Origin of the sequence: Streptomyces sp. CB00455 (assembly GCF_001905445.1) — a bacterium.
GTDB lineage: Bacteria > Actinomycetota > Actinomycetes > Streptomycetales > Streptomycetaceae > Streptomyces.
Genome location: NZ_LIVQ01000005.1, coordinates 594996 through 618505, shown reverse-complemented (window position 1 = coordinate 618505; position 23510 = coordinate 594996). Strand labels below are relative to the sequence as shown.

General features: G+C 73.8%; 21 protein-coding genes. 7 read left to right on the top strand and 14 right to left on the bottom strand.

The window, feature by feature from the left end; all coding sequences use genetic code 11:
- Positions 1–13: 13 nt before the first annotated feature.
- The gene (locus AMK16_RS23035; RefSeq protein WP_073918611.1) at positions 14–1243 is read right to left on the bottom strand and encodes an acyl-CoA dehydrogenase family protein; all 1230 of its coding nucleotides are present in this window, start codon (positions 1241–1243) and stop codon (positions 14–16) included.
- 205 nt (positions 1244–1448) lie between these two features.
- Between AMK16_RS23035 and AMK16_RS23030 the strand changes: the two genes are divergently transcribed.
- Complete coding sequence (locus AMK16_RS23030) at positions 1449–2093, top strand: TetR family transcriptional regulator (protein WP_073918610.1); 645 nt, start codon at positions 1449–1451, stop codon at positions 2091–2093.
- Positions 2094–2117: 24 nt separating this feature from the next.
- Here the strand turns inward: AMK16_RS23030 and AMK16_RS23025 are convergent, their stop codons facing one another.
- Both AMK16_RS23025 and AMK16_RS23020 read right to left on the bottom strand, forming a co-directional pair.
- Positions 2118–2942 carry an LppU/SCO3897 family protein gene (locus AMK16_RS23025; protein WP_073918608.1) on the bottom strand — a complete coding sequence of 275 codons (825 nt, stop codon included), beginning with the start codon at positions 2940–2942 and terminating at the stop codon, positions 2118–2120.
- Between the two features lie 66 nt (positions 2943–3008).
- A complete protein-coding gene (locus AMK16_RS23020; protein ID WP_073918933.1) occupies positions 3009–3446 on the bottom strand; it encodes an SRPBCC family protein in 438 nt (145 codons plus the stop codon).
- Positions 3447–3601: 155 nt separating this feature from the next.
- On the opposite strand from AMK16_RS23020, the gene AMK16_RS23015 reads away from it, so the two are divergent.
- Positions 3602–3787 carry a DUF5999 family protein gene (locus tag AMK16_RS23015; protein ID WP_073918607.1) on the top strand — a complete coding sequence of 62 codons (186 nt, stop codon included), beginning with the start codon at positions 3602–3604 and terminating at the stop codon, positions 3785–3787.
- A 144-nt stretch (positions 3788–3931) separates the two neighbouring features.
- Here the strand turns inward: AMK16_RS23015 and AMK16_RS23010 are convergent, their stop codons facing one another.
- On the bottom strand, positions 3932–6028 hold the full coding sequence (locus tag AMK16_RS23010; RefSeq protein ID WP_242438850.1) for an ATP-binding protein: 2097 nt from the start codon (positions 6026–6028) through the stop codon (positions 3932–3934).
- 62 nt (positions 6029–6090) lie between these two features.
- A complete protein-coding gene (locus AMK16_RS23005; RefSeq protein WP_242438849.1) occupies positions 6091–7038 on the bottom strand; it encodes a fibronectin type III domain-containing protein in 948 nt (315 codons plus the stop codon).
- Positions 7039–7296: 258 nt separating this feature from the next.
- Between AMK16_RS23005 and AMK16_RS38335 the strand changes: the two genes are divergently transcribed.
- Together AMK16_RS38335 and AMK16_RS23000 are read left to right on the top strand one after the other, a co-directional pair.
- Positions 7297–7461: a hypothetical protein gene (locus AMK16_RS38335; protein ID WP_158071234.1), complete on the top strand. Its 165-nt coding sequence runs from the start codon at positions 7297–7299 to the stop codon at positions 7459–7461.
- Between the two features lie 99 nt (positions 7462–7560).
- Positions 7561–7755: a hypothetical protein gene (locus AMK16_RS23000; protein WP_073918604.1), complete on the top strand. Its 195-nt coding sequence runs from the start codon at positions 7561–7563 to the stop codon at positions 7753–7755.
- A gap of 50 nt (positions 7756–7805) precedes the next feature.
- Here AMK16_RS23000 and AMK16_RS22995 read toward each other — a convergent pair whose 3' ends face one another.
- The 7 genes from AMK16_RS22995 to AMK16_RS22970 form a co-directional block, all read right to left on the bottom strand.
- Positions 7806–8423: a cytochrome b/b6 domain-containing protein gene (locus tag AMK16_RS22995; protein ID WP_073918602.1), complete on the bottom strand. Its 618-nt coding sequence runs from the start codon at positions 8421–8423 to the stop codon at positions 7806–7808.
- Positions 8407–9129, bottom strand: coding sequence for a molybdopterin-dependent oxidoreductase (locus tag AMK16_RS22990; RefSeq protein WP_073918601.1), 723 nt, complete (start codon positions 9127–9129; stop codon positions 8407–8409). Before AMK16_RS22990 ends, AMK16_RS22995 begins: the two co-directional genes overlap by 17 nt.
- Before the next feature lie 63 nt (positions 9130–9192).
- Positions 9193–10326, bottom strand: coding sequence for an LLM class flavin-dependent oxidoreductase (locus AMK16_RS22985; RefSeq protein WP_073918599.1), 1134 nt, complete (start codon positions 10324–10326; stop codon positions 9193–9195).
- An 11-nt stretch (positions 10327–10337) separates the two neighbouring features.
- Positions 10338–10481 (bottom strand): hypothetical protein, encoded by a 144-nt coding sequence (locus AMK16_RS35240; RefSeq protein WP_199885525.1) that lies wholly within the window; start codon positions 10479–10481, stop codon positions 10338–10340.
- Positions 10478–11860, bottom strand: a complete 1383-nt coding sequence (locus AMK16_RS22980; protein WP_073918597.1) for an NtaA/DmoA family FMN-dependent monooxygenase — start codon at positions 11858–11860, stop codon at positions 10478–10480. Before AMK16_RS22980 ends, AMK16_RS35240 begins: the two co-directional genes overlap by 4 nt.
- Positions 11861–11950: 90 nt before the next feature.
- A complete protein-coding gene (locus AMK16_RS22975) occupies positions 11951–13159 on the bottom strand; it encodes an LLM class flavin-dependent oxidoreductase (protein ID WP_073918596.1) in 1209 nt (402 codons plus the stop codon).
- Positions 13160–13692: 533 nt separating this feature from the next.
- Complete coding sequence (locus AMK16_RS22970) at positions 13693–17664, bottom strand: nSTAND1 domain-containing NTPase (RefSeq protein WP_073918594.1); 3972 nt, start codon at positions 17662–17664, stop codon at positions 13693–13695.
- A 345-nt stretch (positions 17665–18009) separates the two neighbouring features.
- Between AMK16_RS22970 and AMK16_RS22965 the strand changes: the two genes are divergently transcribed.
- Both AMK16_RS22965 and AMK16_RS22960 read left to right on the top strand, forming a co-directional pair.
- Positions 18010–19071, top strand: a complete 1062-nt coding sequence (locus AMK16_RS22965; RefSeq protein WP_073918593.1) for a right-handed parallel beta-helix repeat-containing protein — start codon at positions 18010–18012, stop codon at positions 19069–19071.
- Between the two features lie 35 nt (positions 19072–19106).
- The gene (locus AMK16_RS22960) at positions 19107–20219 is read left to right on the top strand and encodes a methyltransferase (protein ID WP_073918591.1); all 1113 of its coding nucleotides are present in this window, start codon (positions 19107–19109) and stop codon (positions 20217–20219) included.
- A gap of 75 nt (positions 20220–20294) precedes the next feature.
- On the opposite strand, the gene AMK16_RS22955 is transcribed toward AMK16_RS22960, so the two are convergent.
- Positions 20295–20552: an acyl carrier protein gene (locus AMK16_RS22955; protein ID WP_073918589.1), complete on the bottom strand. Its 258-nt coding sequence runs from the start codon at positions 20550–20552 to the stop codon at positions 20295–20297.
- Positions 20553–20565: 13 nt separating this feature from the next.
- The gene (locus tag AMK16_RS22950) at positions 20566–21687 is read right to left on the bottom strand and encodes a SchA/CurD-like domain-containing protein (protein WP_073918588.1); all 1122 of its coding nucleotides are present in this window, start codon (positions 21685–21687) and stop codon (positions 20566–20568) included.
- 146 nt (positions 21688–21833) lie between these two features.
- On the opposite strand from AMK16_RS22950, the gene AMK16_RS22945 reads away from it, so the two are divergent.
- Positions 21834–23480, top strand: a complete 1647-nt coding sequence (locus tag AMK16_RS22945; RefSeq protein WP_073918586.1) for an FAD-dependent oxidoreductase — start codon at positions 21834–21836, stop codon at positions 23478–23480.
- The last annotated feature ends 30 nt before the right edge of the window (positions 23481–23510 follow it).

Below are 23510 nucleotides of genomic sequence, written 5' to 3'. Positions count from 1 at the left end.
GCGGGGTCCGTGCCTAGCGGATCGGCATGCCGGAGATGGTGCGGGCGATCACCAGGCGCTGGATTTCGCTCGTCCCCTCGAAGATCGTGTAAATGGCGCTGTCGCGGTGCATCCGCTCCACCGGGTATTCGCGGGTGAAGCCGTTGCCGCCGAGGATCTGTACCGCCTGCGCGGTCACCTTCTTCGCGACCTCGCTGGCGAAGAGCTTGGACATCGAGCCCTCTGCCGAGGTGAACGGACGGCCCGCGACCGCCATCCACGAGGCACGCCACACCAGCAGCCGGGCCGCGTCGATCTGCGTCCGCATGTCGGCCAGTTGGAAGGCCACGCCCTGGTTGTCGATGATCGGCCGGCCGAACTGCGTCCGCGTCTTGGCGTACTCCAGGGCGACCTCGTAGGCCGCGCGGGCGGTGCCCACCGCCATCGCGCCGACCGCGGGCCGGGACGCCTCGAAGGTGGCCATGGCGGCGTTCTTCACGCGCTCGCCGCCACCGCTGCGGGCCCGCTCACGGGCCCGCGCGAGCCGCTCGTCCAGCTTCTCCTTGCCGCCGAGCAGGCAGGAGCCGGGGACGCGGACGTCCTCCAGCACCACCTCGGCCGTGTGCGAGGCGCGGATGCCGTGCTTCTTGAACTTCTGGCCCTGGCTCAGGCCGGGGGTGTTCGGCGGCACGATGAAGGAGGCGTGCCCCTTGCTGCCGAGCTCCGGGTCGACGACGGCGACGACGATGTGGACGTTGGCGATGCCGCCGTTGGTCGCCCAGGTCTTGGTGCCGTTCAGCACCCACTCGTCCTTGGCCTGGTCGTAGACGGCCCGGGTGCGCATGGAACCCACGTCGGAGCCGGCGTCCGGCTCGGAGGAGCAGAAGGCGGCGACCTTGACGTCGTTCTGGTCGCCGTACATCTGCGGGATCCAGGTGCCGATCTGCTCCTCGGTGCCGTTGGCGACGACGCCGATGGCCGCGAGGCCCGTGCCGACGATGGACAGGGCGATGCCCGCGTCGCCCCAGAAGAGCTCCTCCATGGCCATCGGGATGCCGAGGCCCGTCGGGTCGAAGAACTGCTGGGCGTAGAAGTCCAGCGAGTAGATGCCGACCTTGGCGGCCTCCTGGATGACGGGCCAGGGAGTCTCTTCGCGCTCGTCCCACTCCGCGGCCGCGGGGCGGATCACGTCGGCGGCGAAACCGTGGACCCAGTCCCGTACCTGCTTCTGGTCGTCGTTGAGCTCCATGGTGAACTCCGCCATGTCCCCTCCAGCTGTCTGTGCTCGTCCATGCGTAAGTTACTAGCGGTAACCACACGAAGGCCACAGTCTGTTACCGGTCAGTAAGCAGTGTCAAGCAAGGGCCGGGGGCCAGTCGCGGCCGCTGCCGCTTCGATCGTCCGGGTGTGCGGGGTGTTACGTTGCGTGGGCGTCACGCACATCGCAAGGGCGGGGAGAGAAACACATCATGGAGACCACGCAGCAGACAGGCGAGCCCGGAGCGGCCGAGCGCCGCCGCCGGGAACTGCTCGAAGCCGCCGACCGGGTCGTGCTCAGGGACGGCCCGAGGGCCTCCATGAACGCCATCGCGGCCGAGGCCGGCATCACCAAGCCCATCCTCTACCGGCACTTCGGCGACAAGGCGGGCCTCTACCAGGCCCTCGCCGTCCGGCACACCGACGCCCTGCTCGACTCCCTGCGGGCCGCGCTCGACGCCCCGGCGGAACGCCGCCGCAGGGTGGAGGCCACCCTGGACACCTACCTCGCCGCCATCGAGGCCCGGCCGCAGGTCTACCGCTTCCTGATGCACCCCGCCGAGGACTCCCATTCCGCCGAGCGCGGTTTCGACGTCGGCCTGCACTCGGCCCCGCTGCTGCGCCGGCTCGGCGAGGAACTGGCGGAGGTGATCGGCGAACGCGTCGACCTCGGTCCCGGCGGCGACCGCCTGGCCCGCGTCTGGGGCCACGGGATCGTCGGCATGATGCACGCCGCCGGCGACTGGTGGCTCGGCGAGCGCCCCTGCGACCGCGCGGAACTGGTCACCGGCCTGACCGACCTGCTGTGGGGCCGCCTCGGCACCGCGGGCAACCGCCCAGACGGTCCGGGCTTCTGACCCCACCGGGCGGCCGCCCGGCCGTCAGCGGAGCGCCCTGAGGCAGGCGGCGGTCCAGCCGTCCTCGCTGTATTTCGGGTCTCCGATGTACTCGCCGGGGGCGCAGGTGGCTCCCGGAGTGCCGAGCAGCCCCGTCACCTCGTACTCCGCGCTGACCGAGCCGCACCCGGTCACCCGCAGGTCCTGCTCGCTCCAGTCGCCCGCGTTGCGCACGCACTGGCCCACGCTCAGCCGGGACGGGTCGCCGCCGCCCAGGACGGCGACCAGGATCAGGACCGGGACGGCGAGCGTCACGGCCAGCAGCGGAACCAGGACGGCGAGCGCGGCCGGGCGCCGCCACAGCGGCCTGCCCGGGTCGAGCGCGGGCACCGCGCCGCCCACCGGCGGGCCGAGCCTGCGCAGCCGGCTCCACGGGCCCAGGTTCGTCAGCAGGGTCACCGGCGTGACGAACAGCGACAGCGGCCCCCACCACCCCTGCCACAGCGTTCTGGCCGTCATGTCGCGCAGGACTGCCAGCCCGCAGTCCCGGCAGAAGGGGCCCTTGCGGCTGAGGAAGCGCATCAGCACGACCATGCCCTGGTGGCCGTGCACGGTCGTGTCCGCGACCGGCAGCGCCCCGCAGAGGCGGCACCCGTACGCCCCCTGCTCCGGGGTGACCGGCGCGTAGGACGTGAAAGGGGCCTGGGGAGCGTGGGCGGGGAGGGGCGGGCCGGCGTACGGAGCGTACGGACCGGCCTGCGGCCCCGTGCCCTGCTGTGGGTACGGACCGGTGTGCCGCCCCGCGCTCTGCTGCGGGTACGGGTGGGCGTGCGGGCCTGCGCCCTGCTGCGGCGGTGGCGGGGTGGCCACGGAGATCCCCCTCGGTTCTCGCGGTGATCACCGGTCGTGGTGACGGGGGAACCCTAACCCCGGGCGCTACCCGGCCAGCAGGCGGTGCAGGGCGCGGGAGAAGACGAGCCGTCCGGCCCATGCGACCAGCGGGTCGAGCGCCCGGGGCAGTCCGCGCAGGCTCAGGTCCTCGATCCAGTGGACCTCCGCGCCGCCGGCCGCGACGGGGCGGACCTCGATCTCCGCCCCGCCCCGCACCACCCGGCCGCGCTTGACCAGCTTCACCAGCCCCGCCGAGGACCCGTCCGGAGGCTGCCAGTGGACCACTTCCATCGGGTCGTCGAAGGTGATCCCGCCCACTCCCGTGCGCGCCGTGAAGAGCGTTCCCACGTCCGTCGGGGGCGCCGTCCCCACGATCGTGCGGGTGAAGGGGACCTGGGCGCCGTGGCGCTCCCAGTCCGTCAGGCGCCGCCACGCCTCGGCCGGCGGGAGCTGGGTGCGGCGAATGATCCGGATCGCTGGCATGAGCGCATCGTAATCGGGCATACACACCGTGAACTGGACCGTCAATATGGGTTCCGTCCGGGGGCGGCGATCAGCAATACTCACCGCCACCGTGGATCGCGGATTCGACCGGGTGACCACCGGCCCTCCCGCCCCACTTCGCGAGGAGGTGCGCCATGTGCTCCCACCAGCCCCCCTGCCCTGCCGCAGACAGCGCCGACCACGATGCCGCCCGCACCGTGGCCTTCCACCCCGAGCAGGGCTGGAGCCTGCTGTGCAACGGCGCGGTGATCTTCGATGACACCGGTGAACTGCTCCCCGACGGCCGCTCGGTGGAACCCCGCCGACCGGCCCTGGTCTGAGCCAGGAGGCAGCATGCGCCAGCAGCTGATCCGCAAGCCCGTCCCCAAGCCCGCCCCCCGAGACCTGGACCTGCGCACACCGTCGGGAAGGACCCTCCCGTACTGACGGGAGCCCCCCGAGTCACGCGGCCCACCGGCGCGCAGTCAGCCGGTGGACGCCGCAGCGCCGCCCAGGAACGCCGTCTCGAAGGCGGCGTCGCCGATCGCCTCCCTCGCCTGCCGCTCACCCTGGTCCCGCAGGGCCGTCAGCGAGGGTGAGCCGCCCATCTGCGGCCTGCCGACCGTGCGCCACCAGGCGTGCCCGGCACCCAGCAGCCGCGCCGCCAGTTCCCCGTCGCCCAGCCCCGCCACCGCCGCCGCCAGCACGTCCAGGCCGAGCGCGATCCCGAAGCGGTCGCCGAGCAGGCGCTTGCCGGACAGCATCGCCCGCACGTGCCGGGCCGCCTCCCCGTGGTCGCCCAGGCGCAGCGCGGCCACCGCCAGGATGTAGTCCGCGTAGGCCCTCAGCCAGCGCTCGCCCAGCTCCGCGCACGCCTCCCGCAGGGAGCGCGCCTCCTCGGCCGCCTCCTCGAAGCGCCCGAGGTCGCACAGGGCGTAGCCGGTCGCCAGCTTGCACAGCAGCCAGCCCGCGCCGTTCGTCCGCCCGCCGTGGCCCGCCCGCGCGCGCGGACCGGCCAGTGCGAGGGCCGCCACGGGATCGCCCGGCATCAGGACCGACACGGCCCGCAGGTAGGCCGCGCGCAGCTCGCGCTCGGGCTCCGCGAGCCGGGCCGCGCCCAGGGCGCACTCCCCGCCGAACCGCCGGGCGGCGTCCATGTCGCCCTGGAGCAGCGCGGTGAGCCCGAGGGCCCACAGGGCCTGGTTGTGGGCGTGGCCGGTGTGCGGGGCGGCGTCAAGGGCCCGTTCGAGGAAGCCGCGCCCCTCGTGCACGTGGCCGCACGCGAACCAGAAGAACCACAGCGCCCCGGCCATCTCCAGGGCCGCCGCCGGGTCGCAGCCCATCAGATGTTCCAGGGCCGTGCGCAGCTGCGCGTGCTCGGCGGTCATCCTGCGGTACCAGTCCATCTGGGCCGGCCCCAGCCAGCCCCGGTCGGCGGCCTGGCAGAGCGCCGCGTACCAGTGGGCGTGCCGGTCCGCGACGATCCGTGCCTCGCCGAGCTCGCCCAGCCAGTCGTGGCCGTACTCGCGGATCGTGTCCAGCATGCGGTAGCGGGGCCCGGCGCCCCGATCCTGTGTGCGCCGTACGACCGACTTGGCCACCAGGCCCGCCAGGACCCGCTCCACCCGGGCGGCGGCCAGGGGACCCCCGGCGCACACCGTGCGGGCCGCCGCCACGTCGAAGTCCCCGGTGAAGACCGAGAGCCGGGCCCACAGGAGCCGCTCCAGCGGCTCACACAGCTCGTGGCTCCAGCCGATGGCGGTGCGCAGGGTCCGGTGCCGGGGCAGCCGGTCGGTCCGGGTGTCGGCGAGCACGTCGAAGCGCTCGCCGATGCGCTCGGCCATCTGCTCCACCGTCCACAGCCGCATCCGGGCCCCGGCGAGCTCCAGTGCCAGCGGGATCCCGTCGAGGCGGCGGCACAGGTCGGCGGCCACCGCGGTGCGGCCGGCGTCCTCGAAGGTGGCGGCGGCCCCCGGGGTCGCGGCCAGGGCGCAGGCCCGGAAGAGGGCCAAGGCGTCGCTGTCGGGTCCCTCGCAGGGCAGCGGGCGCACTTCGACGACTTCCTCGCCGGGGGAGCCCAGCGGTTCCCGGGACGTGGTCATGACCGTCAGTCCGGGCGCGGACTGCAGGAGTTCGGCGGACAGGTGACGGCAGTCGGCCACCATGTGCTCACAGGTGTCCAGGACGAGGAGGAGTTCCTTGTCGGCCATCCACGCGCACAACTCCTCGTCGAGGTGGCGCGCGGAGTGGTCGGCGAGGCCGACGGCGTGGGCGATGGTGGCGGCCAGCAGGTGCGGGTCGCGCAGCGGCGACAGCTCCACCCACCAGACGCCGTCGCGCCGTGCCCGGCCGGCCTCGGCGGCGGCCCGCAGGGCGAGGCGGGACTTGCCGACGCCGCCGACACCGGTGAGGGTGATCAGTCTCCGGTCGTGCAACAGGACGTCCAGGAGGCGCAGTTCCCGCTCACGCCCGACGAAGCCCGCCGGTTGCGACGGCAGGTTCCCCGGCAGGGGGCCGCGGTCCGGCCCGCCGCCGCCCGCGGAGCCTGCCTGATTGTTGTTGGACGAGCACTCTCCGAACACGGATGTATTGTGCGTGATCTTCTTTCACGGCAATGGCGTTCGCGCCAGATCGCCGTGAGATCTCACGAGACGAGGGTGACCGTCCGCTCCGCGGAGAAGGACCCCCAGTTGCCGTCCGGCAGCCGTGCGCGCAGTTTCACCGTCCACACCGTGCCCGCCGGTTCGGTCACCGTGATCCGGTGCTCGGCCCGTCCGGCGGGTACCGCGCCGACGCCGAACTGGATGACGGTGGTGGGCTTTCCGTTGACGTACAGCTGGTACTCGCTGGTCTCGCGACCGGTGTCCGGGGCGGACCAGGCGAGGGTGACGGCGCCGGGGGAGGCGCTCGCCGTGAAGGCGCCGGGCGCGGTGCCCGGTCCGCTGCCGGAGGAGGGCGGGGTCGTGACGTCCACCGCCGGGCCGTCGGGGGAGGAGTTGTCGGCGCCGTCGCGGGCCCGCACGGTGAAGGTGTAGACGGTGTCCGGCTGGAGGCCGCTCAGTACGGCGTCGCTCTCGCCGGGGCCCGCGGTGTGGATGCGGACGCCGCCCTGGTAGACGTCGTACGCCGTCACGCCCGTGTCGTCCGTCGCGAGCGACCAGGAGACCCGGGCGGCCCGGGGCCCGGTGGGCCCGCCGGTGGTGGCGGCCGGGGCGCTGGGTGCCAGGCGGTCCTCGGCCACGGCCGCCGGGGTGGTGGCCCGTACGGCGGGGCCCGCCGCGGAGAGGTTCCCGGCGGCGTCCTCGGCGCGGACGGTGAAGGCATAGCCGGTCTGCGGGGTGAGACCGGTGACGTCCACCATGGTTTTGCCGGCCGGGAGTTCGCGCACCAGACGGCCGCCTTCGAAGACCTGGTAGGCCGTCACCCCCGAGCGCTGCGCCGCCGCTTCCCACATGACGTGCACGCTGGTGGCGCTGCCGGCCCGTGCGGTCAGGCCGGCGGGGGCCGGCGGGGGCTCGGTGTCGGGCGCGGTGCACGCCGCCGGGCCGGCCAGGGCCAGGCAGAGGGCGAGCGCCGGGGCGGTGCGTCGCACGGGGTGCCTACCTCCGCTTCCTCGTAAAGGTCTAGACATATATGGCACGTGCGGGCGGCGCCGGGCAAGCCCCCTGCGACGTCCGTGTTGGGCATCCGCGGGGAAGTGGAGCAATGTCTCGCGGAGTTGACGCGGCGTGTCGGGCCCGGTGGGAATCCGCTCTCGCGGGCGCCCCCACGCGGTCGGTGACGGCCGGCCGCACGGCGCCTGTCCCGCCCGCGCCCTGGGGCTGCGCCCGCGCCGGCCGTTCCGCGAGCGATGACCGCGATGCCGGCCGGCACCACCACGGCCGCCCTGGTCACGGCGGTCGAGGAGTACCGCGCCGAGAGCGGGGCCGGCCCCCTCGCACGGGGCCGCGAACAGGTGCTGTCGGAGCGCTGGTGCGGCCGCGCCGCCCACGGGAACGGGGGCGTCAAGGACTGACGAGCGGTCACGGACGGTCAACACCCGTACGGCGGACACGGCTTTCGCCCGGAAGCACCCCTGCCTGCGCCACCATGACGCCGAGTCAAGGAGGTTTCGATGGTGATTTCCCTCTCCGTGGTCGTCCTGCTCCTCATCCTCGCCTGGATCTTCGTACGCAGCGGCGGCCTCAAGTTCTCCCACGCCCTGGTCTGCGTGCTGCTCGGCTTCTACCTCGCGAGCAGCAGCATGGCCGCCACCCTGCACGAGGGCTTCGCGGCCACCGCGAACGTGGTATCCGGTCTCAGACCGTAGGGGGGCGGCCAGGCCCGTCGGTCCCGTCCCGCCGGTCCCGTGCCGCCCCGTCAGTCCCCGTGCCGCCACAGCGGGTGCTCACGCTCGGCCCACTGGCGTTCCACGGACCCCGTGCGCATTCCCCGCCGCGCCTCCGGGTCCGCCAGGGCCTTCCCGACGTGCCCGGCCAGCACGACCGCCAGCGCCAGGGCCAGCCAGTCGTGCACGAAAGTCGCCGAGGTACGCCACACCAGCGGCGCCAAGCCCGTGAACCACATCAGGACCCCCGTGCCCAGCATCACCAGGACGGCTCCGGCCAGCCAGCCCGCGTAGAGCTTCTGGCCCGCGTTGAATTTCCCGGCGGGCCGCCGCGACCAGCGGTCCCGGCGCAGGGCCGCCCGCAGCCACTGCTTGTCGTGCGGCCCGAAGCGGCCCAGGCGCCGCAGGTCGGCGCGGAAGGCGACGGAGGCGAGACCCGCCAGGAAGGGAGCGGGCAGCAGCAGCCCCGACCACTCGTGCACCGTGACCACCAGGCGGCGGCGGCCCACCAGTTCCGCCAGGGGTGGCAGGTACAGACAGCCGGCCGAGGCCAGGCACACCAGTGCCAGTGTCGCCGTTGACCGGTGGATCCACCGCTCCGCGGCGGTGAACCGGCGCACCCTGCCGGGCCGCTCAGACGGTGGGCGCATCATCACGTCCGTTCGACCGGCCGACCCAGGCGTCGACGTCGTAGCCGAGGCGCTCCCAGTAGCCCGGCTCGACGCCCTCGGTGAGCGTGATGCCCGACAGCCACTTCGCCGACTTGTAGAAGTACATCGGGGCGACGTACAGCCGGACCGGGCCGCCGTGGCCGTGTCCCAGGGGCTTGTCCCGCATCCGCAGCGCCACCAGGACGTCGTCCCGGCGGGCCTGCGGGAGGGTGAGGCTCTCGGTGTAGGCGCCGTCGAAGCAGTCGAAGCGGATCGCCCGGGCCTCGGGCCGGACCCCGGCCGCCTCCAGCAGCCGGTTCACCGGCACCCCCTCGAAGGGCGTGCCGGGCACCCGCCAGCCCGTCACGCACTGGACGTCCCGCACCACCCGGGTCTGGGGGAGCGCACGCAGGGCGTCCAGGGTGTAGGAGGCGGGGCGCTCGACGAGACCGCCGACGGTCAGCCGGTAGTCCTGCGGACCGCGCTCGGGTACGGACGAGGCCACCGAGTAGTAACGGAATCCGCCGCCGTTGGGCAGCAGCCCGGACAGGCCCGTCGGGTCGCTGCCGGTGACGGCCTCGAAGCCGCGTTGCAGGGAGGGGGCGGCGACCAGCCCGGCTGCGCCCAGGCCGAGCATGCCCAGGACCAGCCGGCGGCCGACCGGGGTCCCCCGGCCGTCGGGGTCGGCGTCTTCTTCGATGCTCACCCGACGATTCGACCACCCCCGGCCCGCGCACACCAGGGCCGGCCGCACCCCGTCAGACTTCCGTCACACCTGGCGGCGCCGCCACTCCTCGGCCAGGAGGCGGTAGGAGCGCACCCGGTCCGCGTGGTCGTGCGTGATCGTGGTGATCAGCAGCTCGTCCGCCGCGGTGGCCTCCTGGAGGCGCTCCAGGTGGTCGGCCACCGTCCTGGCGGAACCGACGAACTGCGTCTCCACCCGGTCGGCCACGAGATCCCGGTCCGCGTCCGTCCACGGCAGCGCGCGGGCCTGTGCCGGGGTGGGGAAGGGGATGGCTCCCTCACCGGTGCGGATGCTGCGCACCCACGGCGCGTAACCCGCGGCCAGCTCCCGCGCGGTGGCGTCGTCCTCGGCCACCACCACGTCCGCGGACACCGTCAGGTAGGGCCGGTCGAGCTCCGCCGACGGCTTGAAGGCGGCCCGGTACCCGTCGGCCGCCTGAAGTACCGAAGCCGGACTGACGTGGTAGTTCGCCGCGAAGCGCAGGCCGCCCCGGCCGGCCGTCTCCGCGCTGACACCGCCGCTGCTGCCCAGGATCCACACCTGCACCCGGGCGCCCTCACCGGGGACCGCGTGCGCCTCCACCCCTTCCGGGGAGCGGTACTCGCCGCGCAGCAGCGCGAGCACGTCGTCGACCTGCTCGCCGTACTCCTGCGGCCGCGCACCCGGAAGGTTCAGCAGCTTCTGCTGGAGGGCGACCCGCGGATGACCGAGCAGGTGGGCGAAGGAGAACCGGGCCGGAATGCGCAGGCCGCCGGGCGTGTAACCGTCCACGACGGGGGTGAGCGCCCGCGCGGGCTCCCCGGAGGGGGGCTGCGGGCGGCCCGCCGAGCGGCCCAGGCCCAGGTCGAGGCGGCCGGGGTGCAACGCGTCGATCAGGCCGAACTCCTCGACCGTGGACAGCGCGGTGCGGTGGCCGAGCTGCACGGCTCCGGAACCGATGCGGATCCGCGTGGTCGCCGAGGCCGTCAGCGCCAGGAGCACGGCCGGCGAGGTCCCGGCGACCCCCGGATTGAGGTGGTGCTCGGCGAACCAGTAGCGGGAGTAGCCGAATGCCTCCGTCTGCCGGGCGAGGTCGATGCTGCGGTGCAGGGCCTCGGCGGCCGTGGAACCGGAGGACACCGGGACGAGGTCGAGGACCCCGAGGGGGATGCCGGACATTTCCGGGCTCCTTACTGGTCGGGGAAAGCCGGATCGGGGGTCTCGCGGCGCAGCACCGGCGCGATCCGCGACGGGAAGAGCTCCAGGGCGGCACGGTGCTCCGCGCCCGTCAGCCCGCCGGGCTCCGCCTGGAGGCGCAGGACGGTGTGGCTCACGAGACCGCGGCCTGCCGGGCGCCCGGCCGCGCGCCGGGCACGGCGAGTCCGAGGTGCTCGCGCAGGGTGGTGCCCTCGTAGTCGGTCCGGAACACCCCGCGTTCCTGGAGCAGCGGGACGACGGTGTCGGCGAAGACGTCCAGGCCGCCCGGGGTGATGTGGGGGACCAGGATGAAGCCGTCGGCGGCGTCCGCCTGCACCAGGTCGTTGATCGCCCCGGCGACGGTTGCAGCGGATCCGACGAAGGTCTGACGGGAGGTCGTGGCGATGACGAGCTCGCGGATCGACAGGTTCCCGGCCCGGGCGAGGTCGCGCCACTGCCGGGCGGTTTCCAGCGGGTCGTGGAACTGCCGGACGCCGGCCCGCCCGAGGGCGATGGTGTTCTCACCGACCGCGGGGTCGATGTCGGGCAGCGGCCCGTCCGGGTCGTAGCCGGACAGGTCCCGGTTCCAGACGTGCTCCAGGTACTTGATCGCGGTCTGCCCGCTCACCTGGAGGCGGCGTACCTCGTGGGCCTTCTCGTGTGCCTCGGCATCGGTGTCGCCGAGCACGAAGGTGGCCGCGGGCAGGATCTTCAACTCGTCGTGTCGGCGGCCGTACTTGGCCAGCCGGCCCTTGACGTCCGCGTAGAAGGCACGGCCCTCGTCGAGGGTGCCGTACCGGCCGAAGACGGCGTCGGCGGTGGAGGCGGCGAACTCGCGGCCCTCGTCGGAGTCGCCCGCCTGGAAGAACACCGGCCTGCCCTGCGGGCTGCGCGGCACGTTGAAGCGGCCCTCGATGTCGAAGTGCCGGCCACGGTGGGCGAAGGCGCCGGCCCGGGCGTCCCGCAGGAAGGTGCCCGCCGCGGCGTCGGCGGCGATCTCGGTGCCGTCCCAGGAGTCGAAGAGCCCGGTTGCGGCTGCCAGGAACTCCCGGGCCCGGGAGTAGCGGTCCTCGCGGGGCAGGAACCCGCCGCGCCGGAAGTTCTCGCCGGTGAAGGCGTCCCACGAGGTGACGACGTTCCAGGCGGCGCGGCCGGCGGAGAGGTGGTCGAGGGTGGCGAACTGGCGTGCCACCTCGTAGGGCTCGTTGAAAGTGGAGTTGATGGTGCCGGTCAGGCCGAGCCGCTCGGTGACGGCTGCCAGGGCGGCGAGCACGGTGAAGGTGTCGGGCCTGCCCACGACGTCCAGGTCGTAGATCTGCCCGCCCTGTTCGCGCAGGCGCAGCCCCTCGGCGAGGAAGAGGAAGTCGAATTTGGCGCGCTCGGCGGTCCGCGCGAAGTGGACGAAGGAATCGAAGTCGATGTGGCTGCCGGCCGCCGGGTCGCTCCACACGGTGGTGTTGTTGACGCCCGGGAAGTGGGCCGCGAGATGGATCCGCTTGAGCGGCTTGGTGCTCATGGTTCGTCGTCCTTCCGGAAAGGTCCGGGGTCCCGGGGGCCTGAGGTCCTCGAGGCCGGTGCGCCGGCGAGCCGGTGGTCCGGGCCCGCGTCAGGCGGCGGAGTCGGGCGCGGTGCGGGCGCCGTAGCGGCCGGCGGGCCGGGCCAGACCCAGCAGTCCGCGCAGCGTGTCCGCCTCGTACGCGCGGCGGAACGCCCCGCGCCGCTGCAGTTGCGGTACCAGGCCCCGGGTGAGGGCGGGCAGGTCGTGGGCGAGCACGCCCGGGTGCAGCCGGAAGCCCGACAGGCCCGCCTCCCGGCGCTCCAGGAGCAGGTCGGCCAGCTGGGCGGGTGTCCCGGTGAAGACCTCCGTGCCGCCGCCGTCGTACGGGTGGCCGGCGAGCGCGTCGAGCCGCTTCAGGCGCCCGCGGGCCGCCGCTGTGTCCTCGTCCAGGAAGACCGTGAGGTCGCCGAAGAGGTGCAGCGGGTCCGCCGCGAGGCCGGCTCTCTCCCGGGCCAGGCGGACGGCGGCGACGGCGGCGCGCGTCCCGTCGGCCGTGGGCGCGGCCAGGTACCCGACGTCGGCGGACCGGGCGATCAGCTCGTACGCCGGAGCGGCGCCACCGGGCGCACCGGCGGCCGCGGCGGCACTGACGACCGGCTGGCCCTGCGGAGGGCGCGGGGTGATCGAGGGGCCCCTGACCTTGAAGTGGCGCCCTTCGAAGTCGATGTGGTGCAGCTTGTCGCGGTCGACGAAGCGGCCGGTGGCCACGTCGCGGATCTCGGCGTCGTCCTCCCAGCTGTCCCACAGTCGCCGGACCACCTCGACGTGATCGGCGGCCTCCCCGTACAGCTCGTCCGCGGGGATCTCGGCGGCGCGGCGGCCGAAGTGCCGGGCCTCGTGCGGGAGTCCGGACACCTGGATCCGCAGGCCGGCCCGGCCACGGCTCACATGGTCGAGGGTGGCGAGCGCCTTGGAGATGTGGAAGGGCTCGGTGTGGGTGGCGGCCACGGCCGGGACCAGGCCGATGTGACGGGTCAGCGGCGCGACCCGGGCGGCGGTGAGGACCGCGTCCAGCCGCCCTCGGACCTGGTCCGTGCGCTCGTCGTGGCCGGTGGGCGAGGCGGACTGGAGGGCGAGACCGTCCTCGAAGGTGACGAAGTCGATCAGCCCGGCCTCGGCCTCGGCGACGAGCGCCGCCCAGTGGCGGGCGGTGAACAGCTCCCCGGGCCGGGCGCCCGGCTCCCGCCAGGCGGCCGGGTGCCGGCCCGCGCCGTCGAGGGCGACGGCCAGGTGCAGGGGGGCGCGGGAATGGGACACGTCGAATGACGCCTTCCTGATCGGCGGGCGGAAAAGAAACCGGTGCGGGTCGGGTCTGAATTCGGCCCGCCGTCTCTTTCCGCAAAAACGCTACGCCGGATATCGGTGCCATACAATGACCGCAGCATTAAGAGCATTTGGCGGGGGTGTGGCCCGCCCCCGGCGACGCCCCGGCCGTCCCCGGAGCCCGGACCGCCATGAAGCACGGCCGGCGCCGCATGGATGTGCGTATCCGGAAAAGCCCGGGGTAATGTCATCCGGCGTACACACAACGCCTTCGGCTGAAATAATCCAGGGTTTTGTCACGGCCGCGCAAACCGGTCGGCGCAGTAGCGGTGGGCGCGGAAGACGGAGTTCTGGGCGCCCGGGCGCGGACTCCACGCCCGTGCCCTCGCCGAAGGAGAGATTCGTCGTGCCGTGGGTGGCAGCCTGTCGCTCGGGCCCCGCCCCCGGGAGGGCCCGGCGCGCACCCGTCCGCCGTGCGGGCGACGGGAAACCCGGGACCACCCACCGGGCAGGTCGGGTGGGCCGGGTCAGCGGCGGGGGCAGGCCCGGGCGGGGGAGAGCCGCAGCCCCGGCGCCGGAGCCTGCCGCCGACCCGGCCCGGAGGTCTCCCACAGGCGGCAGACCTCCGCCAGCCGGGCGCCGACGTCCAGACTCCACAGCCGTACGGTGCCGTCGGTACTGCTGCTCGCCACGGCGCGTCCGTCGGGGGCGAAGGCGACCCCCCACACCGCGCTGGTGTGACCGCTCAGCGCGGCCACCGGCCGGCGCCCGGCCACGTCCCACAGGCGCACGGTGCGGTCGTTGCCGCTGCTGGCGAGCGTCCGGCCGTCGGGGGAGAAGGCGATGCCCCGCGCGGAACCGGTGTGGCCGCTCAGTGCCGCCTCGAAGCGGTGGCGGCGGGCATCCCACAGACGCACGGTCCCGTCGTTGCCGCTGCTGGCGAGCGTCCGGCCGTCCGGGCTGAAGGCGACCCCGCGCACCGCTCCCGTATGCCCGGTGAGCGTGGCCAGCGGCAGCCGCCCGGCAACGTCCCACAGCCGTACGGTCAGATCGTCGCCCGCGCTCGCCAGGGTCCGCCCGTCCGGGCTGAACACCACGTCGTTCGCGAAGTCCGTGTGCCCGGCGAGCACGGCGAGCGGGCGGCGCCCCGCCACGTCCCACAGCCGTACCGTGCCGTCCGAGCCGGCCGAGGCCAAAGTCCGCCCGTCGGGGGCGAAGGCCACCGCGAACACAGTTCCGTCGTGGCCGGTGAGGGCGCCCGACGGGGCGCGCGCCGCCACGTCCCACAGCCGTACCGTGCCGTCCGAGCCGGCCGATGCCAAGGTCCGCCCGTCGGGGGCGAAGGCCACCGAGAAGACGGTCTCCGTGTGCCCCGCCAGCGCGCCGACGACGCGGCCGGAGGCCACGTCCCAGAGCCGCACCGCATGATCCGCCTCCGCTGCGGCCAGCAGCCGGCCGTCGGGGCTGTACGCGGCGTGCCAGACCTCCGTGAACGGACGCGACGTCAGCACCCGCCCGCGCAGGTCCCACAGCACCACCGACTGGTCGAAACCGGCCGTGGCCAACAGCGCGCCGGCGGGATCCACCGCCACCCCCAGCACGTAGTCGGTGTGCCCGGCGAGCGTGGTCGTCAGCCGTCCGGAGCGCACGTCCCACAGACGGGTGGTGCCGTCCCCGCCCGCGCTGAGGACCGTCGTGCCGTCCGGTGTGTAGGCCACGCCGTTGACGTCGTCGCTGTGGCCCGTCAGCGTCGCGGCCGGCCGCCGGGCGGCCACGTCCCACAGCCGTACGGTCCGGTCGGCGCCGCCGGTGGCGACCGACCGGCCGTCCGGGGCGAACGCCGCCCCCAGGACCTCGTCGGTGTGTCCGGCCAGGACGGCCGACGGGCCCGCGGCCACCGGGTCCCACAGCCGTACGGTCCGGTCGGCGCCGGCCGAGACCAGCGTCCGGCCGTCCGGCGCGTACGCCAGGGCGTTGACCCTCCCGGCATGGCCGGCGAGGAGCGCCACGGCCCGGTGGTCCCCGCCGGCCTCCCACAGCCCGACCGTCCCGTCCGGGGCGCCCACGGCCAGCGTCCGGCCGTCGGGGGCGAAGGCCAGGGCCCGCGAACCGGTGGTCCCCGGAGCGAGGACCGCCGCCGTGCGGTGTCCGGCGACGTCCCACAACCGCGCCGGGCCGTCCGTGGAGGCGGCCGCCAGGACGCGCCCGTCCGGGCTGAAGGCGACGGCGCGCACCCGCCCCGGCATGCTGAAGGACGCCGTCGTCCGGCGGTCGGCCACCCGCCGCAGGGTCACCGTCCCGTCCGAACCGGCCGTCGCCAGCACCTCGCCGTCCGGTGCGAAGGCCACCGCGTTCACCGCACCGCCGTGTCCGCCGAGCCGGGCGACGAACGGCTGGGACTGGGTGCTCAGCAGGGCTCCGCGCGCCTCGCTGGTCGGCTCCGTCCCGTATGCCTGCGCCGCCAGCAGCATCGACCCCTCCGGCTGGCCCGCCGCGAGCGAGGCGGACTGCAGGGCCAGCGCCCGCGAACGCGCCACGCGCTCCTGGCCGATGGCGCCCTCACGCTGCTGGTACGCCAGCCCGCCGGCGCCCACGGCCAGCACCAGCAGGACGACGAGCGTGGCCAGCATCCGCTGCCGAAGCCGCACCTGGCGCCGGACTTGGCGCTCCCGGGCCTCCTCGGCGGCCCGGCCGGCCCGCAGGAACGCCTCCTCCCGGGGGCCCAGCCGGCCGCTGCCGTCGAGGTCCCGCGCCCAGGAACGGGCGGTCTCCAGCCGCGTCCCGCGGTAGAGGGCCGACGGATCGCGGCCCTCGCGCTCCCACTCGGCGGCGGCGTGCGCGAGCTGCTGGTGGATCAGGAGCCCGGCCCGGTCGGCCTCGATCCAGTCGCGCAGCCGGGGCCAGGCGTGCAGCAGCGCCTCGTGGGTGATCTCGACGGTGTCGCTGTCCATGGTGACCAGCCGGGCCCGGACGAAGGCGTCGAGCGCCGTCGCGGCCCGCTGCGGATCGGCCAGCCGTTCCATCAGGGCGCGCCGGCCCATCCGGCGGCGCGTCGTCCCCGCCCCGTCGGCGACGTGGACCAGCCCCACCAGGACGTGCCGGACGGTCCGCTGCTGCGCCGGGTACAGCCCGGCGAACACGGTCTCGGCGGTCCGCGCGATCGCGCCCTGGATCCCGCCGGTCTGCTCGTACCCGGCGACGGTCAGCGTGGATCCCGTACGGCGCTGCCAGGTGGCCATCAGCGCGTGGGAGACCAGCGGCAGCACTCCGGTGGGCGTGTGACCGGGGGAGTCCTCGCGCAGGCCTGCATCACGCAGCAGTAGGGGCACCAGGCCCGCTTCGAGGCCCGCACCGGCGAGCTCCGCCGGGCGCGTGATCGATTCCCGCAGCTCCGCCAGGGACATCGGCGGCAGCACGAACAGCCCCGCTGTGAAGACCGGCGCCAGCTCCGGCAGGTCCAGGCATTTCCCGGAGAAGTCGGCCCGTACGCCGAGCACCACCACGGCCGGGTCCGGGCCGGCCCCGGGGACGGAGGCGGACAGGGCCGAGAGCAGCCGGACGAAAGCGCGCCGCTCGCCCGCGTCGGGGCACAGGGTGAACAGTTCCTCGAACTGGTCGACGATCAGCACCGGCCGCACGGGAGGCGGCTCGCGGTCGTTCTCCGCGGCAGGCTCCCGGTGCCGGCCCGCGGCCGGGCCGGTGTCGCGGTCCGCGGCACGCCCCGGCCCGGGGCCGTGGTCCGCGGTCCTCGCCCGGGAGGCGTCCCACAGCCGGACGACCGCTTCGAGCAGCGCCCGCGGCCGCTCCCGCAACTCCCGGGCTCCGATACCGAGATCGCCCCCCAGGGCCTTCGCCGCGCAGTCCAGCAGCTCCTCGACCGGATGCGCCGTGGGGGTGAACCGCACCACCGGCCACGTCTGGGCGCCCGGCATCGGAAAGCCGCCGGGGCGCCGCAGCGCCGCTACGAAGCCGGCATTCAACAGGGAGGACTTCCCCGCCCCGGAGGGGGCGACCAGCATCAGTGGCCCGTGGCCGATCCGATCGAAGACCCGCTCGACCAGCTCGGCGGTGGCCCTTTCCCGGCCGAAGAACCAGCCGGCGTCCCGGGTCGTGAAGGCCGGCAGGCCGCGGTAGGGGCACTCGCCCTGCGACCGCGGACCGAGCCCGGTGCGAACACCCTGGCCCGCCTCCCGGTCGTGCGCTGCCCCGGGCGTTCCTGCGGGCACGGCCGCACCCGCCTCCCGGACCAGCCGCAGCAGTTCCCCGCCCGCCTCCAGCACCTCGTCGCAGCGACGGGCGACATCCGCGGTGGCCCGCTTCGAGCCGGTTTCGATCTTGCTGAGATAGCCCTTGCTGTAGTGCGTGCGGCGTGCCAGATCGGCCAGCGACAGGCCGCGCTCGACCCTGAGCCGTCTCAGCTGCGCGGGAAAGGGCAGGGCGCCGCCTTCCCCGGAATCGTGGTGGTGGTCGGTCTTGCGCCGGCGGTCCGGATCCCCCAAAGCATCCCCCATGGCAATGCGCGCCCAGGCGGCGAGATGGCGGTCTCCAGGCTACAGCGGGGGTCGGACGGACGGCCCGGACTTGCCATCGGTATGACGAGACCAGGAACGTCCGGGGGCGGCGTGGATGCAGAGCGCCCCGTCCGGGCAACACGGCCACCGCCGCCGCGGCGGCGGTGAGCCCGCTCGGCGGGGGCGCCGCGGCGCTCACGGCGTCAGGGCCGCCAAGGCGACGCGCGGGCATCCACCCGTCCGGACCTGGAAATGAGACCGTTTGCCGACGGCGCGTATCCATCCGCCCGGCCGGTGTGGCGGGGCGCCCGGATCGCCCCTAGCTTCGGCATCGTGACGAACCGACAGCTCACGGTCCTCGCATGCATCTCCGTCGTCGTGGCCACAGGCCTCGGCGCGGCAACGCCGTCCGCCGCCGCGGACCGGCACACGGTGCATCCGGGCGAATCGATCCAGGAAGCGGTGGACGCCGCACGGCCGGGGGACAGCATCTTCGTCCTCGCCGGCACCTACTACGAGAGCGTGCACATCACGAAGTCCCTGACCCTGCGCGGGTCGGGACCCAAGACCGTGATCACGCCGCCGGCCTCGCCCACGCGCGCCGAGAACCCCTGCGCACAGGCCGGCAACGGCATCTGCGTCATAGGAGCACCGGACCGGACGGTCGACCGGGTCAACATCCGGACCCTGACGGTGAAGGGGTTCCGCAAGAGCGGGATCTGGGCCTCGCGCACCGACCGGATGACCGTCGAACAGGTCACCGCAGAGAAGAACGGCACCTGGGGCATCGCCCAGGAGCGCTCCACCCGGGGCGTGTTCCGTTTCAACAGGGCCCGCGACAACGCGGAGTCCGGCATCTTCCTCGCCAACACCATCGACCGCGAGGGCGGCGCCACCGACACCCGGCACGCCCTGGTCCGCCACAACACGCTCACCGGCAACCGCATCGGAGTGACGGTCAGGCGGGTACGCAACCTCGCCGTCAGCGACAACGTCCTCACCGGCAACTGCGGCGGCATCTTCGTGGTCGGCGACGAGGGCGTGCCCGGAGCCGGAGCCATGACCATCCGGGGCAACCGCATCCACACGAACAACAAGTTCTGCAAGGGCAACAGCCGCCTCCCCGACATCCAGGGCGCCGGCATCGTCCTCACCGGGGCCGAGGAGACCGTCGTACGGGACAACTCGGTCCGCGGCAACGTCGGCGCCTCTCCGCTGTCCGGCGGGATCCTGCTGTTCAAGAGCTTCGTGGGAGCCCGGAACACCGACAACGTGATCAAGGACAACGAGGTGCAGGGCAACCAGCCGGCGGACCTCGCCAACCAGGGAACGGGCTCCGGCAACACCTTCACCGGCAACCGGTGCGTGACCTCCCAGCCCGCCGGGATGTGCTGACCGGTGTTCCCCTACCCCAGGAGAAACGAGCCCGCATGACCACGGTAAGCCCCACCCCCACCCCCACCCCGACCGCTTCCACCCCCACCCCGACCGCCGCTCCCGTTCCCGCCACCGTCCCGGTCGCCCCGGGGCCCGCCCCGCAGTCGGCCATGCGGCTGCGCGAAATCGTCTTCGGCGCCGCGATCGCCGCCGCCGTCCGGGCCGCGGCCCGCCTCGGCGTCGCCGACGCGCTCGGTGACTCGCCCGCCACCGCCGCCGAGCTCGCGGCGGCGGTCGGGGCCGAGCCGCAGCCGCTGCACCGCCTGCTGCGCGCCCTCTCCTGCTACGGCGTCTTCGCGCAGACCGAGGACGGCCGTTTCCTCCACACCGACATGTCCCGGATGCTGCGCGAGGACGACCCGCACAGCCTGCGCTACATCTCCCTGTGGTGCACGGAGCCCTGGACCTGGCAGGCATGGCCGCGGCTCGACGACGCGGTGCGCTCCGGCGGCAGCGTTTTCCAGGAGCTGTACGGCAAGGGCTTCTTCGACTACCTCCACCAGGACGCGCACGAGTCGGCCCACGTCTTCAACCAGGCCATGACCACCTCCAGCACGCAGTCGGCGCTGGACGTCGCGGAACTGCTCGACCTCACCGCAGTCCGCGTCGTCGCCGACATCGGCGGCGGCCAGGGCCACGTACTGGCCAGTCTGCTGGAGAAGCACCCGGACGTCCGGGGCGTCCTGCTCGACCTGCCGGGGGTGGCGGCGAAGGCGGACCCGCGCCTGCGCGAGGGCGGCCCGCTGGCCGGGCGGACCCGCATCGTCCCCGGGGACTGCCGTGAGGCCATCCCGGTCGAGGCCGACATGTACATCATCAAGAACATCCTGGAGTGGGACGACGACAGCACCTGCAGGACCTTGCGGAACGTCATCGCGGCGGCCCGCCCCGGCGCCCGCGTCGTCGTCATCGAGAACCTGGTGGACGACACCCCGTCGATGAAGTTCACCACCGCCATGGACCTGATGCTGCTGCTCAACGTGGGCGGTGCGAAGCACACCCGGGACAGCCTCGTCAGCCGGATGTCGCAGGCCGGGCTGGAGCTCCGCGAGATCCGTCCCGTCAACGCGTACCTGCACGCATTCGAGTGCACCGTCCCCGGGTGACCTTGCCCGGCGCGCACCACGACGCCTCGGGACCGGCCGTGGGCCGGTCCCGAGGCGTCGGGCACGTGCGACCGGTCAGGCGCCGGTCATCAACGCACTGTTGACGAGGTCCAGGAACTCCTGCGGAGACTTGCACCGGTCGGCGTCGGGGGGCAGGGGGCGGCCGTGCCGGTTCTCCAGCTCCCCGACGATGCCGAGCAGACCCAGCGAGTCGAGCCCCCACTCCTCGAAGGCCGCTTCGGGGCGGGCCGTCATCGCGGCCGGGTCGACCGTGATGCCCGCGCCCTTGTGCATCAGCGCGGCCAGCTCTTCCATCGTCACTGCAACGGTCATGACGGACCTCTCCTCAGACTCGCGCCGGCGAACGCCGGTCGGTGATCAGACGCATTTCGGAGCGGGCGAGGAAACGGGAGATCTCCTCGTCGGTCGTGGGGACGCCGTCCTTGGCGCTGTCCAGCAGCCGGGCGAGCACGGCCGCCTTGTGGCCGCCCTCGACCCCCAGCGTCAGGGCGGGCCGGGCGTCCAGCGGGCCGCGCACGTCGAGCATCCGGACCACGATGTCGTCGCGCTGGAAGACGGTGCTGGCCTCGATCGGAGTCGCCGGATCGTCCACGGCGGCCTCGTCCTGGCGGGCGAGGAGCCGTGCGAGCGCCATGCCGCAGCCGTCCTTGGCGGGATAGATGAGGGCGTGGCGCCGCAGGTCCTGCGGATCCGCGCCGCCGGACGCCACGTGGTGCACCGCGGGGAGTGCGGCGCGGGTGAAGAACAGCCGGGCCGAGGCCGGATCGCCGAGGTCCCGGTCCTGTTCCAGATACGGGTTGACGGCCTCCTCCAGCGCCCGGACCCCGGGCTGTTCGGCCACGTGGCGCAGGGCGTCCAGGAGGTCGCCCTCGACCTCGACGGTCCGCACGACACGGTTCCCGTGCATGAACAGGGAGGTGCGGCGCAGCCGGGTCTTCTCGTCGACCTGCGCCTGCGGGGAGGTGTACCCGGCCAGCAGTTGCGCGACGACGGCCTCGCTGCCCGGCTTGACGGTGAAGGTGAGGGCGTGGCGCACGATGCCGTCCCCCCGCCGCGGCACGGACGTGGTGGCCACGTCCGCCGGGGCCCCGCCCGAGACCGGCGTCTTGCCGGTCTCGCGCAGCACGCTGAAGCGCAGGGAGCGGGTGTCGCGCACACAGCCGTGCAGGGGCTGGACCATCGCGACGTGCTCCTCGCTGCTCAGCCAGCTCAGGAAGCGCGGCGCGCTCTCCCACTCGCTGGTGATGAGCCACTGCGAGGGGTTCTCGATGGACTGGCACAGCTCGTCGCTGATGTGTCCGGGGACGGACGACACCTGCCGGCGCATGTGCTCGTAGACCTCGAGGAACTGATTCTGAGCCCCGTCGTACAGGTCAAGCAGCAGCACGACCCGAAGCCTCGCGTCGTCGAAGGCGGACTGGGATATCCGTTCCGACAAGGTCGTCATCGTTCACACTCCTTCGAGACATCGCGGTCGCCCTGGCCGGCGCCACCCGGAACGATCGTGGTCCGGTAGTGCCATCGGCGCGACAGGAGAGAAGCAAGCGGGTGAACGCGCGAGCGAACGCCCCTCGCACAGGGCATGGAAGAGCCATGAAGGAAAACGTCGACCACCGCGTCCCGGTCCTCATCGTGGGCGGCTCACTGGTGGGCCTGTGCACCTCGCTCTTTCTGGGCCGGCACGGCATCAGACACATGCTGGTCGAGAAGCACGCGGGCACCTCGGTGCACCCGCGCGGACGCGGCATCAACGTACGGACCATGGAACTGTTCCGGGTCGCCGGTGTGGAGGACCGGATCCGGGAGGCCGCCGCGGTCCTGGCGGACAACCACGGCATCATGCAGGGCGGCTCGCTGACCGGCGAGGACCAGGAATGGCTGTTCCAGGAGATCGACCCCGGGGGAGCGCTGGCGCGGTTCAGCCCGTCCGCGTGGTGCCTGTGCAGCCAGAACGACATCGAGCCGGTGCTGATGTCGGTGACGCCCGGCCTCGGAGCGGACCTGCGGTTCTCCACCGAACTCCTGTCCTTCGTCCCCGACGAGACCGGCGTCACCGCGATCATGAAGAACCGGGAGACCGGGGAGCACACCACCGTGCGCGCCGACTACCTGGTCGCCGCCGACGGGCCCCGCAGCCCCGTACGGGAACAGCTCGGCATCGGGCAGAGCGGCCACGGGGACCTGTTCCACAACGTGAGCATCACCTTCCGCTCCCGCGGGCTCGCGGAGGTCGTCGGCGACCGGCGCTTCATCGTCTGCTACCTCACCAAGCCCGAAGCGGACGGGGCCCTGCTCCCCGTGGACAACACCGAGCGCTGGGTCTTCCACGCGCCCTGGCACCCGGACCGCGGCGAGACCCTGGAGGACTTCACCGACGAGCGCTGCGTCGAGCACATCCGCCGGGCCGTGGGCGCGCCCGATCTCGACGTGGAGGTCCTGGGGAAGGCCCCCTGGCACGCCGCCGAGCGCGTCGCGGAACGGTACCGGGACGGGCGGGTCTTCCTCGCCGGGGACTCCGCCCACGAGATGTCCCCTACGGGCGCGTTCGGTTCCAACACCGGCATCCAGGACGCGCACAACCTCGCCTGGAAGCTGGCCGCGGTGATCGACGGCTCGGCGGGTCCGCGTCTGCTGGAGACCTACGAGGCCGAGCGGCTGCCGGTGGCCCGGGCGACGAGCGAGCGCGCCTCGGCCCGCTCGGTGGAGCACAGCCACCCGGGCTACGAGCCCGATCCCGCCACCGCCCCCGCCCAGCCCGGTGGCGGACGGGCGGGCGGGGTCCTGTCCGTCGTCCTGGGCTACCGCTACGGCCGGGGCGCCGTCCTCGGCGCCGATCCGCAGCTGCCCGTCCTGCCCGACGGGATGCGGCTGACCGGCGATCCCGGCACGCGCGCGCCCCACATGTGGCTTCACGGGCCGGGCGGCCGCACCTCCACGGTGGACCTCTACGAGCGGTCCTTCGTACTGCTGGCCTCCGAGGGCGCGCCCTGGGCCGAGGCGGCGCGTTCCGTGGCCGCGGACCTCGGTGTCCGGCTGGACGCCTACGCGATCGGCGCCGGCCCCGCGGCGGACCTGGCCCCGGAGGAGGGCGCCGACTGGGCCGCGGTGCACGGCGCGACCCCGGCCGGGGCCGTCCTCGTCCGCCCGGACGGGTTCGTGGGGTGGCGCACGGAAGGGGCGGTCGCCGATCCGCGGGCCGTCCTGCACGAGGTGCTGAGCGCCCTGCTGGACCGCGCCTGAGCGTGAGCCGGCCCCCACCCCGCCGGGGTG